This is a genomic window from Paraburkholderia sp. CNPSo 3281, from assembly GCF_024206515.1.
Lineage (GTDB): Bacteria > Pseudomonadota > Gammaproteobacteria > Burkholderiales > Burkholderiaceae > Paraburkholderia > Paraburkholderia nodosa.
In genome coordinates, this window is record NZ_JAMBPS010000062.1 from 25,591 (window position 1) to 39,382 (window position 13,792).

At 65.2% G+C, this 13,792-nt stretch carries 12 protein-coding genes and 2 pseudogenes; 10 read left to right on the forward strand and 4 right to left on the reverse strand.

What is annotated here, in order from left to right:
- Positions 1 to 142: 142 nt before the first annotated feature.
- The 3 genes from M3I56_RS34805 to treA all read left to right on the forward strand — a co-directional run bounded on the left by M3I56_RS34805 (position 143) and on the right by treA (position 3,373).
- Positions 143 to 1,171: an SDR family oxidoreductase gene (locus M3I56_RS34805; protein WP_254357866.1), complete on the forward strand. Its 1,029-nt coding sequence runs from the start codon at positions 143 to 145 to the stop codon at positions 1,169 to 1,171.
- A 60-nt stretch (positions 1,172 to 1,231) separates the two neighbouring features.
- Positions 1,232 to 1,372 carry a hypothetical protein gene (locus tag M3I56_RS34810; protein WP_254357867.1) on the forward strand — a complete coding sequence of 47 codons (141 nt, stop codon included), beginning with the start codon at positions 1,232 to 1,234 and terminating at the stop codon, positions 1,370 to 1,372.
- Between the two features lie 306 nt (positions 1,373 to 1,678).
- Complete coding sequence (gene treA, locus M3I56_RS34815; protein ID WP_254357868.1) at positions 1,679 to 3,373, forward strand: alpha,alpha-trehalase TreA; 1,695 nt, start codon at positions 1,679 to 1,681, stop codon at positions 3,371 to 3,373.
- A gap of 70 nt (positions 3,374 to 3,443) precedes the next feature.
- Here the strand turns inward: treA and M3I56_RS34820 are convergent, their stop codons facing one another.
- Both M3I56_RS34820 and M3I56_RS34825 read right to left on the reverse strand, forming a co-directional pair.
- Positions 3,444 to 3,935, reverse strand: a complete 492-nt coding sequence (locus M3I56_RS34820) for a methylated-DNA--[protein]-cysteine S-methyltransferase (RefSeq protein WP_254357869.1) — start codon at positions 3,933 to 3,935, stop codon at positions 3,444 to 3,446.
- Positions 3,932 to 4,643, reverse strand: a pseudogene (locus M3I56_RS34825) (Ada metal-binding domain-containing protein). The gene M3I56_RS34820 and the pseudogene M3I56_RS34825 overlap by 4 nt, the downstream one beginning before the upstream one ends.
- 210 nt (positions 4,644 to 4,853) lie before the next feature.
- Between M3I56_RS34825 and M3I56_RS34830 the strand changes: the two are divergent.
- The 4 genes from M3I56_RS34830 (at position 4,854) to M3I56_RS34845 (ending at position 8,849) form a co-directional block, all read left to right on the forward strand.
- Positions 4,854 to 5,759, forward strand: coding sequence for a TauD/TfdA dioxygenase family protein (locus tag M3I56_RS34830; protein ID WP_375541843.1), 906 nt, complete (start codon positions 4,854 to 4,856; stop codon positions 5,757 to 5,759).
- Between the two features lie 62 nt (positions 5,760 to 5,821).
- Complete coding sequence (locus tag M3I56_RS34835; protein WP_254357871.1) at positions 5,822 to 6,877, forward strand: ABC transporter substrate-binding protein; 1,056 nt, start codon at positions 5,822 to 5,824, stop codon at positions 6,875 to 6,877.
- A gap of 167 nt (positions 6,878 to 7,044) precedes the next feature.
- On the forward strand, positions 7,045 to 7,965 hold the full coding sequence (locus tag M3I56_RS34840) for an ABC transporter ATP-binding protein (protein ID WP_375541844.1): 921 nt from the start codon (positions 7,045 to 7,047) through the stop codon (positions 7,963 to 7,965).
- The gene (locus tag M3I56_RS34845) at positions 7,962 to 8,849 is read left to right on the forward strand and encodes an ABC transporter permease (protein ID WP_254357872.1); all 888 of its coding nucleotides are present in this window, start codon (positions 7,962 to 7,964) and stop codon (positions 8,847 to 8,849) included. The genes M3I56_RS34840 and M3I56_RS34845 overlap by 4 nt, the downstream gene beginning before the upstream one ends.
- 71 nt (positions 8,850 to 8,920) lie before the next feature.
- On the opposite strand, the gene M3I56_RS34850 is transcribed toward M3I56_RS34845, so the two are convergent.
- Positions 8,921 to 9,844 carry a DMT family transporter gene (locus M3I56_RS34850; protein WP_254357873.1) on the reverse strand — a complete coding sequence of 308 codons (924 nt, stop codon included), beginning with the start codon at positions 9,842 to 9,844 and terminating at the stop codon, positions 8,921 to 8,923.
- Between the two features lie 124 nt (positions 9,845 to 9,968).
- Between M3I56_RS34850 and M3I56_RS34855 the strand changes: the two genes are divergently transcribed.
- From M3I56_RS34855 to M3I56_RS34865, 3 genes are all read left to right on the forward strand, one after another.
- Positions 9,969 to 10,883, forward strand: coding sequence for a LysR family transcriptional regulator (locus tag M3I56_RS34855; RefSeq protein ID WP_254357874.1), 915 nt, complete (start codon positions 9,969 to 9,971; stop codon positions 10,881 to 10,883).
- A 130-nt stretch (positions 10,884 to 11,013) separates the two neighbouring features.
- On the forward strand, positions 11,014 to 12,411 hold the full coding sequence (locus M3I56_RS34860) for a dihydrolipoyl dehydrogenase (protein ID WP_254357875.1): 1,398 nt from the start codon (positions 11,014 to 11,016) through the stop codon (positions 12,409 to 12,411).
- 53 nt (positions 12,412 to 12,464) lie between these two features.
- Complete coding sequence (locus M3I56_RS34865) at positions 12,465 to 13,445, forward strand: zinc-dependent alcohol dehydrogenase family protein (RefSeq protein ID WP_254357876.1); 981 nt, start codon at positions 12,465 to 12,467, stop codon at positions 13,443 to 13,445.
- Between the two features lie 125 nt (positions 13,446 to 13,570).
- Here M3I56_RS34865 and M3I56_RS34870 read toward each other — a convergent pair.
- Positions 13,571 to 13,792, reverse strand: a pseudogene (locus M3I56_RS34870) (IS4/IS5 family transposase); the annotation flags it as partial.

Here is a 13,792-nt window from a genome sequence, read left to right on the forward strand (position 1 = left end):
GGCGCGCGGCAGGCGGGCGGCGGTTCGCAAACAGGTCGATGCGCAAATGCGGTGCCGGCCCCCGCACCGCATTTCGATGCCAGACAGGCATAGGCATTGCGGGTCGACATTATCACGTCTTCCCTTTTCGAATACTGAGCCGATGCATCGAAAGCTGCACCACAAGATCGTTGTCGTGACCGGCGCGGGCGCGGGCGTGGGCCGCGCCGTTGCTGAAGCCTTCGCGCGCGCGGGCTACGACGTCGCGCTGCTTTCGCGCGAACCCGAACGGCTCGCGCGCGCCGCCGCGCAGTTACAGGCCGCTTACAGCGGTGTGCGCGCGCTCGCGGTGCCCACCGACGTGGCCGACGCACAGGCCGTCGAAGCGGCGGCTGCGCGCGTGGAGCGCGAACTGGGCGAAATCGACGTGTGGGTGAACGTCGCCATGGCGACCATTTTTGCGCCGCTCTCGTCGATCTTGCCGCGCGACTTCGAGCGCGCGACCCAGGTCACGTATCTCGGCCAGGTGCACGGCACGATGGCGGCGCTCGCGCGCATGCGCACGCGCAATCGCGGCGCGATCGTCAACGTGGGGTCGGCGCTCGCCTCGCGCGCGATCCCGCTGCAATCCGCGTATTGCGGCGCAAAGTTCGCGGTGCGCGGCTTTACCGACGCCGTGCGATCGGAGCTGATTCACGACGGCCTCGACGTGCACATCTCGCTGGTCGATCTCCCCGCCATCAACACCCCGCAGTTCGACTGGGCGGCCAACCGTACCGGGCAGGACGCGCGGCCCGTTGCACCCGTCTATGAGCCCGAAGTCGCCGCGCGCGCCATTCTCTTTGCCGCGCAACATCGGCGGCGCACGCTCTGGCTCGGCTGGTCCACGGTGCGCGCCATCATCGCCGACCTGATCGCGCCGGGGCTGCTCGACCGCTATCTCGCGCGAGCGGGGTATCGCGGGCAATTGACGGGCAACCCGCGCGCGCCCGACGCGCCCGACAACCTGCATGCGCCCGTGCCGGGCGAGATCGGCGCGCATGGCCGCTTCGACCGTGAAGCGCGCAATGGCGGCGCGCCGCTCTTCACCGAGCGCCATGTGCACGCGTTGATGGGCGGGGCGGCGATTGGCGTCCTTGGCGTGGCGATGGCGTTTGCGCATTTGCGCAGGCAGGCGCGCTCACGCCCGTGATCGTTGCACTTTTGCGCACGCTAGCCGCTCACGAACGCGTGAGGGCGTGGTTCGCGAGGCATGCGTTCTGCGCGCATCGACCGCGACACCGAACTGGACAATCACGCGCTCGAAGCGGGCGAGGACGAAGCACAGAGCGACACCGATAGCGCAGGCAGCGATGTGCTTCCGGATCGTATCGACGATTCAGGCGATGTTTGAAAAAGTGGGCGCCCGCGATATGGCTGTCGTGCCTGGCGCCCGCATATCTGCTGCACATGCCGCCCCAGCACGGCCACTGTTACCGACGCGCCGTGTCTTTTCCGTCAGGTCGGTGGCATAATTTTCCGCACATTAGCGCCTTGTCACGCCGCAGTTGCTTCGGTGTACGAAGTCATGTGATGCTCTCGTTGCCCGGGAAACGGCGATGCCATCGTGCGTCCAGCCGGACCCGCACGCCGCAGACAAACGGCGTGAACGGGTCGGTGCGAGGAGACCAGCGAAGTGCCCCAACACCAAGGAGGCAACATGAGCACGCAACTGCAATCTCGCACCCACGCCGCATCGCCAAACGATGCGCATCGCATTCAAGCAAGCTTACAGTCACTCCCGCCCCGAAAGTCGCCGCAGCGATCTCGCGCTGCGATCAGCGCGGCCAGTGTCGCCACGCTTTTGCTTGCCTGCGCAAACTGTTTCGCCGACACGCAGGTGGGCGCGCCGCTGCCGCCTGCGCCCGATATTCTGTATGGCGATCTGTTCGTGGCAGTGCAGACCGCGCAGATCTTCCCCGACCAGAAGACCTTCGTCGATTCGACGCCGAACACGGACCCCGCAACCATCGTTCAGCTCTACGAAGCGCAGAAGAACCAACCCGGCTTCTCGTTGCTGAATTTCGTAAATCAATACTTCACGCCGCCGCCGGACCAGAGCATCACGCCGCCTGCGGGGCAGACCCTGCGCCAGCATATCGACTGGCTCTGGACCGGGCTCACGCGCACGACCACGTCGGCGCCCGACAACAGTTCGCTCGTGCCGCTGCCGAAGCCCTATGTCGTGCCGGGCGGGCGCTTCCGTGAGGGCTATTACTGGGACACGTACTTCACGATGCTCGGGCTTCAGGAGTCGGGCCATGAAGATCTCGTCGACGATATGCTCGACAACTTCGCGTACATGATCAACACCTTCGGCCATATTCCGAATGGCAATCGCACTTATTATTTGAGCCGCTCGCAACCGCCGTTCTATTCGTACATGGTGGAACTCGCGGCGCAAAAGGAAGGCAACAGCGTGTATCAGAAGTACCTGCCCGCGCTGCGCAAGGAGTACGCGTACTGGATGCAGGGGGCGAGCAGCACGCCGCGTGGGCAGGCCACGCGCAACGTGGTCGTGCTGCGCGACGGCTCCGTGCTCAACCGTTACTGGGATGAACTCGACACGCCGCGCGACGAGTCGTATATCGAAGACGTGCAGACCGCGCAGCAGGCCACGGGCCGCCCCGCCAACGAGGTCTACCGCGACCTGCGCGCCACCGCCGAAAGCGGCTGGGATTTCAGCTCGCGCTGGTTCGGCGACAACCAGAACCTCTGGACCGTGCGTACCACGTCGATCATTCCGGTCGATCTGAATAGCCTCCTGTTCCATCTGGAGACGACGATCGTGCGCGCCTGCACGGTCGCGCGCGATTTCGGCTGCGTGGGACAGTTCGCCGGCTACGCCGCGCGCCGCGCCGAGGGCATCAACCGCTACCTCTGGAACAACAAGGGCTACTACGGCGACTATGACTGGCGGCTCGGCAAGTCGCGCGACAACCAGACGCCCGCGATGATGTATCCGCTGATGGCGGGCGTGGCGTGGCCTGAGCGCGCGAAGAAGACGGCGCAGACCATGCAAAGCGTGCTGCTCCAGCAGGGCGGCCTCGCCACGTCAACCTACAACACCGGCCAGCAATGGGATGCGCCGAACGGCTGGGCGCCGCTGCACTGGATCGCCATCCAGGGCCTCAAGCAATACGGACACAGCGATCTCGCGCAGCCAGTCGGCACGCGTTTTCTCGCCGACGTCGAGAACGTCTATAACACGCAGCAAAAGCTCGTCGAGAAATATATCGTCGAGGGCGCGGGCGAAGGCGGCGGTGGGGGCGGCGAATACCCGTTGCAGGATGGCTTTGGCTGGACCAACGGCGTGACGCTGATGCTGCTCGATATGTACGGGGGCGGGCAGTAGGTGTGAGAGCGGACCGCTTCTAAACTGGCGGCTAAGGCTGATTGGGTGCCGAGAAGCGGTCCACTTGGTTTCATTCCAATGGGCCGGCATGCTCGAGTTCGAGCAGTGCCGCCTTGCGATCCACGCCGCCTGCGTAGCCGGTCAGCGCGCCGTTTGTCGCGACGACGCGGTGACACGGAACGATCACGGAAACGGGGTTGCGGCCTACCGCGCTCCCCACTGCGCGTGCGTGCCCCGAGTCCAGGCGCAGGCGCTTCGCGACCTCCGCATAGGAGATCACACGTCCATACGGAATCGCTTCAAGCTCTTTCCAGACCCGCCGCTGAAACGGCGTGCCACGCAATGCGATGGGAAGCCCGAAGTCCCGGCGCTCGCCGGAAAAGAACTGCGTGATTTGGCGCTGTGCGTAAAGCGCGAGTGGCGGCGCTCCGGTTCCGATACGCGTGAGCGACATCTGCGGAAAGTACTTCTGGCCCACGAAAAAGAGGCCGGTCAGGAAATCGTCTTCTATGCGCAGCGCGATATCGCCCAATGGACTGGGAATCAGGTAGCCGCGTGTCATTTGAGTTGGCCTTCGAGTTGGCTCCACATGTGGAGGGTTGCGTAGGCGCGCCACGTTTGCCATTGTCCGGCATGGCGGCCGAATACGGATGCGCGCGCGTAGCCCAGCCGCTTTTTCAGTTTCAGGTCGCACGGCGGAAAGGCATTGGGCCACGCGAGCGCGCGCATGGCGATGTATTGCACGTCCCATTCGCCGATGCCGTGAATGTTCCGCAGTGCATGGAGCGTTTCCTCCAGCGGCGCTGCGGGCTCGATCCTGATGCGCCCCGACGACACTTCGCTTGCGAGCGCAACGATCGTCTCTGCACGCTTGCGCGCCATACCCGTATCCTCGAGTGCGGAGACTGGCTCGCGTGCCAGCGTGGCCGCGCTGGGAAAGGGGCGCGCGAGGAACGCGAGAATGCCGGACCAGCAAAACGGCTGCCGATACGATCAGCGAGGCGGCGGCGTGCGCGAGCCTGCTCGAAACGTCGAGCAGGCCGTTGCCTGGGGCCAGTTCAGGGCGGCACCGCAGACAGGGGCGAAAGCCCGCGCGTTCCGCCGCCGCGGCGTTGGCGAAAAAGTGGCAGTTCTCGCGCCGGGGCGTGCGAACCGGGCAGACCGGGCGGCAGTAAATCCCGGTAGACGAAACGCCGACGAAAAACCAGCCGTCGAAACGGCGGTCCTTCGCGAGCATGGTCTGGTAGCAGGTGTCGGGATCGAGGCGCATGTCGAGACTTTAAAACAGATTCGGGGAGGATTCTGGCCAGATTCGGACATGAGTATCCTGGCCCGCAGCGCCGGTCTGCGACCCATGCCGCCGTATGCCTTAACAGCGCCTTTATGACTCGAACGGATAAACGTATCGGATTTGCTTCGTTGTCAGGCGGCGGGCGGATCACGTAGATTGAAGCCATTGCTTACCTGAAAGGCTTGCTGCGTGACTACCCCTGCCACATTCACCGCTTCAGCCGCATCGAGCGCGCACGCGTCCCAACGCTTCGACATGCTTCCCCTGGATGCGCCGCTCGGCGCGGAAGTGGTCGGCCTCGATCTCGCGAAGCCGCTGTCGAGCGAAGACTTTGCGCGAATTCATCGCGCGCACCTCGATCACCATGTGCTGGTGTTTCGCGACCAGCGCATCACGCCGGAGCAGCAGGTCGAATTTAGCCGCCGCTTTGGGCCGCTGCAGATCCACGTGCTGCACCAGTTCGCACTGGCGGGCCACCCTGAGGTGCTAATCGTTTCGAACATCGTGGAGAACGGCAAGCCCATCGGTCTTGGCGACGCGGGGCACTTCTGGCACTCCGATCTTTCATACAAGGAGAAGCCGAGCCTCGGTTCGCTGCTACACGCGCAGGAGTTGCCCGCAGAGGGCGGGGATACGCTGTTCGCCAACATGCATCTCGCATGGGAGACGCTGCCTGCGTATTTGCGGAGCGCCGTGGAAGGGCGGCGCGCCGAGCATACCTATCTCGCGCGCTATGCGGAACTTCAGGCGCGCAGCCCGTGGCGGCCGAATCTCACGGCGGAGCAGATCGCGCAGGTGAAGCCCGTTGTGCATCCGGTCGTGCGCACGCACCCGGAAACGGGCCGCAAGGCGCTGTTCGTGAGCGAGCACTTTACGACATGCATCGTCGATCTTCCCGAGGACGAAAGCCGCGCGCTGCTCGACGCGCTGTTCGCGCACAGCGTGCGTGCGGAGCATTGCTACCGCCACGCATGGCGTGAGCACGATCTCGTGTTCTGGGACAATCGCTCGCTCATGCACCTCGCGGCGGGCACGCCCGGTCATCTGCGCCGTAAGCTTTATCGCACCACCATCGAAGGCGACACGCCGTTTTGATGCGCGCCGCGGGGCATTTTTCGCACGTTCGATATTAAACAGAATAAGAAGGAATCCATAGTATGTTGCTTTCCATCGGTAACGCGCTCGCGAAACGCGCGAACGTGTGGCGCCGTGCGGGCGTTGCGTCACTCGCCATTGCGCTCGCGTCGTTTGGGCTGGGCGCGCCGGCAATCGCGCGCGCAGAAGGGCAGATTCGCATTGCGGAGCAGTTCGGTGTCGTGTATCTGATGCTCAACGTCGCGCGCGACCAGCATTTCATCGAGCAGGAGGGGCGCAAGGCCGGCGTGGATATCAAGGTCGACTGGCTGCGTCTTTCTGGCGGCGCGGCCGTGAACGACGCGCTGCTTTCCGGCGCGGTGGATGTGGCCGGCGCGGGCGTGGGCCCGCTGCTCACGGTGTGGGACCGCACGCATGGCAGGCAGAACGTGAAAGGCGTGGCATCGCTCGGCAACCTGCCGTATTACCTCGTGAGCACGAATCCGAACGTCAGGACCATTGCCGATTTCACGAGCAAGGACCGCATTGCCGTGCCGGCCGTGGGCGTTTCCGTGCAGTCGCGCGTGCTGCAATACGCGGCGGCGAAGCAGTGGGGCGAGAAGCAGTTCGACCGGCTCGACCCCTACAGCCAGGCGATTCCGCACCCGGATGCCACGGCCGCGATCATCGCGAACAGCAGTGTGATCACGGCGCATTTCGGCAATCCGCCGTTCCAGCAGCAGGAACTGGCGGCCAACCCGAAGGCGCATATCGTGCTCAACTCGTACGACGTGCTGGGCGGACCGGGTTCGGCCACGGTGCTTTACGCCACGCAGAAGTTCCGCGAGGAGAACCCGAAGACCTATCGCGCATTCGTGGCGGCGCTCGCCGATGCGGCGAACTTCATCGCAGCGCACCCCGAGCAGGCCGCGGATATCTATATCCGCGTGAACGACTCGAAGATCGACCGCAATCTGCTCCTGAAGATCCTGCGCGATCCGGATGTTCAGTTCAAGACCGCGCCGCAGAATACGCTCGCGCTCGCGCAATTCATGTATCGCGTCGGCGCGATCCGCAACGAGCCGAAGTCGTGGCGCGATTACTTCTTCGACGATCCGGCGGTTGCCAACGGCAGTTGAGCAAGCACGGTATCTGCGCCAGGGAACGGGCCCCTTGCGGACCCGTTCGCATTGGTGACGGACATCTAGCGCTTATCAGCAGGCCTGGTTTGAATATGTCGATTCATTGGTTGGGCGGCACACCGGGTGCCCGTATGTTGACGTTTTATCCGCTGGATTTGCGAAAAGTGAACGTCACCTCCACCAGATTCTGGGAGCGCGCTCCCGCAGCGCGCCGCGAAGCGGGCGCGGCGGAACGCGTCGTTGTGAGCGAGCGGCCTGCGCATACCGAACACACCGTCGACGCCGCACGACACAGCGAACGCCTGCTCGCCATCGAAAACGTCAGCCTCGAATACCGCAGTCGCGAGCGCATCGTGCGCGCCACGCAGGACGTGAGCTTCGATGTCTACGGCGCCGACCGTTTCGTGCTGCTCGGGCCTTCGGGCTGCGGCAAGTCCACTTTGCTCAAGGCGATTGCGGGCTTTATCGAGCCGGTGTCGGGATCGATCTCGCTGGCGGGCGGACCGGTGCGCGGGCCGGGTGCGGACCGCGTCGTAGTGTTCCAGGAATTCGACCAGTTGCCGCCCTGGAAAACCGTGGCCGAGAACGTGGCGTTTCCGTTGCGCGTCGCGCGCAAGCTGCCGCGTGCCGAAGCGCGCGAGCGTGCGCTCCATTACCTCGACAAGGTAGGCCTCGCCGCCTTCGCCGATGCGTATCCGCACACGCTTTCGGGCGGCATGAAACAGCGCGTGGCGATAGCGCGTGCGCTCGCCATGCAGCCGCGCGTGCTGCTGATGGACGAACCCTTCGCCGCGCTCGACGCCCTCACGCGCCGCAAGATGCAGGAAGAACTGCTGCGCCTTTGGGACGACGCGCGCTTCACGCTGCTGTTCGTCACGCATTCGATCGAAGAGGCGCTCGTGGTCGGCAACCGCATCCTGCTGCTCTCGCCGCATCCGGGACGCGTGCGCGCGGAGGTGAACAGTCACGCGTATTCGCATGCGAGCATGGGCGGCGTGGATTTTCGCGAAAGTGTGGCGCGCATCCATCGCCTGTTGTTCGATACCGATATTGAAACCGAAGCTGAAAAGGAGGCCAGCCGATGAGCACGCCACACCCTACGCTGCCGACCTTGCCGCCCGTGCGCGCGGAATACGAGCGGCCCTTGCTGCCGGTGCAGGCGGGAGCCGCCACCGCGCCCTTGCCGCTTGCGCGGCGCGTGCTCGATGCGGGCTGGTTTCGCCGCACGCTCATCGCGCTGGTGCTTGTTGCAGTCTGGGAGACCACGGCGCGCGTGGTTGCGAACGATCTGCTCGTGCCGACCTTTGGCGCGACGCTTGCCGCGTTCGTGCAGGGCATTGCGAGCGGCGAATTGCTCGTCAAGACCGGCATTTCGATGTCGGTGCTGCTGCGCGGCTATGCTATTGGCGTAGTGCTCGCGTTCGTGCTCACGTCGCTCGCGGTTTCTACGCGCGTGGGGCGCGACTTGCTTTCCATGCTGACTGCGATGTTCAATCCGTTGCCTTCCATCGCACTCCTGCCTATTGCGTTGCTCTGGTTCGGGCTCGGCACCGGTAGCCTGCTGTTCGTGCTTGTGCATGCCGTGCTGTGGCCGCTCGCGCTCAACATGTATACGGGCTTTCTCGGCGTGCCGGCTACCCTGCGCATGGCGGGGCGCAACTACGGGTTGAGCGGCCTACGCCAGGTGGTGCTGATACTCGTGCCTGCGGCGCTGCCCTCGATCATTGCGGGCTTGCGCGTGGGCTGGGCCTTCGCATGGCGCACGCTGATCGCGGCGGAACTTGTGTTTGGCGCTAGCGCAGGGCAGGGTGGGCTTGGGTGGTATATCTTTCAGAACCGCAACGAGCTTTATACCGATCGTGTTTTTGCTGGGCTTGCTGCTGTGATCGTTATTGGGCTGCTCGTTGAGCATCTGGTGTTTGATACGCTGGAGCGGTTGACTGTGCGGCGCTGGGGTGTGCAGGTTTGAGGTTTTGGGCTCTGCGAGGCGCTTGATTTGCGAACCACAACAAAAAAAGCAAACCGCAGATGTGGGCGCGGCTACACTTTCACGGCGCCCTGCGCTTCAATCTGCGCAGCGGCTTGGGGTTCGCGCTTGAGCGCGAAAAGCGAAGCGGCGACGATCAGCATGCCGCCGATCCACGCGGGCAAGGTAAGCCGCTCGCTGAGCCACACGCAGGCAAACAGCGCGCCGAACACCGGCTCGCTGCCCATCAGCAATGCCACGCGCGTGGGGCTGCTGCGGCTCACGGCGTAGTTCTGCACGAAGAAGGCGAACAGTGTGCAGCCCGCCACGAGATAGATCACGCTGCCCCAGAACACGCCGTGCCCCTGCCAGTGCGGCAGCGGTTGCCACTGTTCGGGCGCGACAGTGATCGCAAGCGCGGCGCAGCCGATCGACACGACGGCGGACTGGACCGCTGTCACCGTGAGCGCCGGCACGGCGCCCGACTTCATCACGCGCTTGACCGCGCAGGTCGCCAAGGCGCGCAGCAGCGCGGCCAGCACGACCAGCAGATCGCCGGGGCTCGCCGCCACATGGCCGCCCGTCAGGAGCAGCGCGCCAAGCAGCGACACGCCGGCCGCCGCCCATTCCACGGGCCGCGGCGCGCGCTTGAGCCACGCCCACTCCACGAGCGGCGTGAGGACCACGCACAGGCTGATGAGAAACGCGGCATTCGAAGCGTTCGTGAGCGACACGCCAAACGTCTCGGCCAGAAAGATGCCGAGCAGCAGGAGTCCCGCGCCGAGCACGCCGATCTGCTCGCGCCACGTCACATGACGCAGACCGCGCAACGCGGGCGACAGCAGCACGAACGTGATGCCAAAGCGCAGCGCGAGCAGACCCAGCACCGGGTAGACGAGCAGCGCGCCCTTCACCACGCCATAGCTCGTGCCCCAGATGAGCGCGACGGCCACGAGCAGCAGATCGAGGGTGCGGGAAGAACGGGTCAGAGCATTCATGGGGAACGAGCCTGCGGATGAGCCGGGAACGGACACATTGTCCGATAATGCTTTCGCAGCGATAATCCGCTTATGCGGAACATCATTTATGCTCCGAATGCACAGATGACTTCGCCTTCCTGCCATGAATCCCGCCGACCTCCTGCCGCTGCTGCCCGATCTCGCCACCTTCGCCCGCGTGGTCGACGCGGGGAATTTCTCGGTCGCGGCGCGCCAGCTCGGCAGCACGCCTTCCACCGTGAGCCGCCAGATGCAGCGGCTCGAACGCGCGCTCGGCACGCGCCTGGTGGAGCGCTCCACGCGCAGCCTGCGGCTCACGGAATCCGGCGCCGAGGTCTACCGTCACTGCACCGACATGGTCGAAGCCGCCGCGAGCGCGGCGCAAGCCGCCAGCCGCCTGACCGGCCGCCCGCATGGCCGCGTCAGCATCAGCGCGCCTATTTCCTTTGCGCAAAGCGTCATTCATCCGCTGATTTCCGGCTTCCTGTGTGCGTATGAGGAAGTCGCGGTGCAACTCATCTTCACCGACCGCGACGTCGATCCCGTGCGCGACAACGTCGATATCGTGATTCGCCCGACGCCCACGCCGCCGCCGGGGCTCGCGGCGCGGCGGCTCGGCACGCTGCAGTGGATGCCGTGCGCGTCCCCCGCCTACCTGCGCGCGCACGGCACGCCGACGCACCCGAAGGATCTCGCCCGCCACGACTGCCTCTATCTCGGCGAAACGCCCGACGACAACCGCTGGACCTTCCGGCGCGGCGCGCAGACGCATGCCGTCGAGGTGAAGGGCCGCTATATCGCCAACGACGTGGGCGCGCGGCGCGATGCGGCACTCGCGGACTGGGGCATTGCGAGCCTGCCCGAATTCGCCGCGGCGGACGCGTTGCGCGACGGGCTGCTCGTGCGCGTGTTGCCCGAGTGGTCGCTGGAGCCGCGCGCGTACAGCGGCCCGGTGTGGATGCTCTATCCGCCCAACCGCTTTTTGCCGCCGAAGGTGCGAGTGTTGATCGACTGGCTCGCGCAGCACATGCCCGAGTGACCGGCCGTCCCGCCCCGCTGCCCGTGAGACGATCGGGCATGAACTTGAGCAGCGCCGACATTCACCCTCGCGCGTGGACCTCCTAGACTGGGTCACGAAAACGAATGCATGAACCCTTCAAGGAAACACGATGCAAACCCTGCGAACGGATGTCGCCATTATCGGCGCCGGCACGGCCGGACTTTCCGCTTACCGCGCCGCGAAGGCGGAAGGTGCAAGCGCAATCATCATTGAAGGCGGCGCTTACGGCACGACCTGCGCGCGCGTGGGCTGTATGCCCTCGAAGCTGCTGATCGCGGCGGCCGAGGCGGCGCACGCGGTGACCATGGCGCCGCGTTTCGGCGTGAATCCGCTCGGCATGGAAATCGACGGCCGGGCCGTGATGGAGCGCGTACGCAGTGAGCGGGACCGGTTCGTCGGTTTCGTCGTGGACAGCACGCTCGCACTGCCCGAAGCGGACCGCCTCGTAGGGCACGCCCGCTTCATCGACGACGGCCTGCTCCAGGTTGGCGAGGACACGCAGGTGCGCGCAAAAAGCGTCGTGATCGCAACGGGCTCGACGCCCACGGTACCCGAGTCGCTGGCCGGACTTGGCGACCGGCTGATCGTCAACGACGACGTGTTCGCCTGGGAGGACTTGCCGCGCAGCGTTGCGGTGGTCGGTGCGGGCGTCATCGGTCTGGAACTCGGCCAGGCGCTTGCGCGGCTCGGCGTGCGGGTGACGCTGTACGGCGGCTCGCGCGGCAGCGTGGGGCCGCTCACGGACCCGCGTCTGATCAGCGAAGCGCACCGCGTGTTCGGCGCGGAAATGCGGTTCGAGACGCAGGGACGTGTCGTATCGGCCACGCGCAGCGATGCGGGCGTGACGCTGCGGCACGCCCGCGCGGACGGCACGCAGTCCGAAGCAACGTTTGATTACGTCATGGCGGCAACTGGCCGGGACCCCAACGTGGCGAATTTGGGCCTTGCAAACACCTCGCTCGAACTCGACGCGCACGGCGTGCCGCGCTTCGACCCGGCTACGCTGCAAGTCGGCACCGCGCCGGTGTTTTTGGCCGGCGACGCGAACGACGTGCTGCCGCTGCTGCACGAGGCCGCCGACGAGGGCCGCGCAGCGGGCCGCAACGCGGCTCGCTTTCCCGAAGTCGAACCCGTTGCGCGCCGTGCGGTGCTTGCGATCGTGTTTTCCGATCCGCAGATCGCCATGGTTGGCAAGTCACATCGGGAACTGGTGGAAGGCAGCTTCGTGACGGGCGCCGTGAGCTTCGAGGACCAGGGCCGCAGCCGCGTGATGCTCAAGAACCACGGCCTGGGCCACGTGTACGTGGATCGCGCGACACGGCGCTTCGTGGGTGCGGAATGGTTCGGACCGGCGGCTGAACATATCGGGCACCTGCTCGCGTGGAGTGTGCAGATGGGACTAAGCGTGGACGACATGGTGGCGATGCCGTTCTATCACCCGGTGGTGGAGGAAGGCTTGCGCACGGCGCTGCGCGACGCTGCTTCGCAGCTGAATCACAAGGGCTAAGGCGAATATCGCCTGGTTATCCTTTCCAGCTCGCAACGGAGCACACACCGACAATGAAAGCACTCGTCCTCAGCCAGTACGATGGTCCGCTCGAACTGGCCGCGCTCGATCGCCCGCAGCCGCAAACGGGCCAGGTGCTCGTGCGCGTCCATGCTGCGGGCCTCAATCCACTCGACGTCAAGATTCGTGCAGGGAAGGCCGATCATGCGAAGCATCCGCTGCCGCTCGTGCTCGGCATCGACATGGCGGGCGTGGTGGAAGTGGTCGGCGCGGGCGTCACGCGTTTCGCGCCGGGCGACGAGGTGTACGGCATGACGGGCGGCGTAGGCGGCATTCAAGGTTCGCTGGCCGAGCACGTGGCCGTCGACGCGGACCTCCTCGCGCGCAAGCCCGCGAATCTCTCGATGCGCGAAGCCGCCGCGCTGCCGCTTGCGTTCATCACGGCGTGGTCGGGCATCGTCGATCGCGCGTACCTGGCGGCGGGACAGAGCGTGCTGGTTCAGGGCGGCGCGGGTGGCGTCGGCCACGTGGCCGTGCAGATTGCGCGCGCGCTCGGTGCGAATGTTTTCGCGACGGGGAGCGCGCGCAACGGCGATGTGATTTCGCAGTTGGGTGCGACGCCTATTGATTATGGCGCGCTAAGCGTCGAGCAGTATGTTCAGGCGCATACGGCCGGTGCAGGGTTTGATCTCGTGGTGGACACGGTGGGCGGCAAGACGCTCGATGCTTCGTTTGCCGCGGTCAAGCATTTTGGGCACGTGGTGAGCGCGCTCGGGTGGGGCACGCATGCGCTCGCGCCGCTGTCGTTTCGTGAGGCGACTTATTCGGGTGTGTTCACGCTTTATCCGCTTTTGAGCGGGAAGCACCGTTTGCATCACGGTGAGATACTTCGCGAGGCTTCGCGGCTTGCCGAGGCGGGGCAGCTTAAGCCGCGGGTGGATTTGCGGTGCTTCGCGCTGGGTGAAGCCGAGCTTGCTTACGAGGCTGTCGCCGATGGTAGTGCGGCTAGCAAGGTTGTCGTTGAGATTGGTTGACGGTGTGGTGTCGGGTGCTGCACCGCTGCGGGCGGGATTTCTCGCGCTTTGGCGTTTCTTGTGTTCGCGTCGGTATGCAGGCGTTGCCCCTGTGCGGGGCAATGCTCTCAACTTAAGCCTTCGCATTACGCGAGTTTGTAGGCGAGATAGAAATGGGGCTTGGCCTTTCTGGGTGGCCTGGGACAGGAGCGTGACGGCTGTATTCGACATCGGGTGCGGTGAATCACCGAGAGAACCGGGGCGAGGCTGTCCAGGCAGCGCTGGATGCGCAGAAGGCAGCCGGCAAGGATCGGCCTGAGTGCGCCCAGTGCGTAGATGCGGTTAGGACGACTGGTCAATGCCTCTTC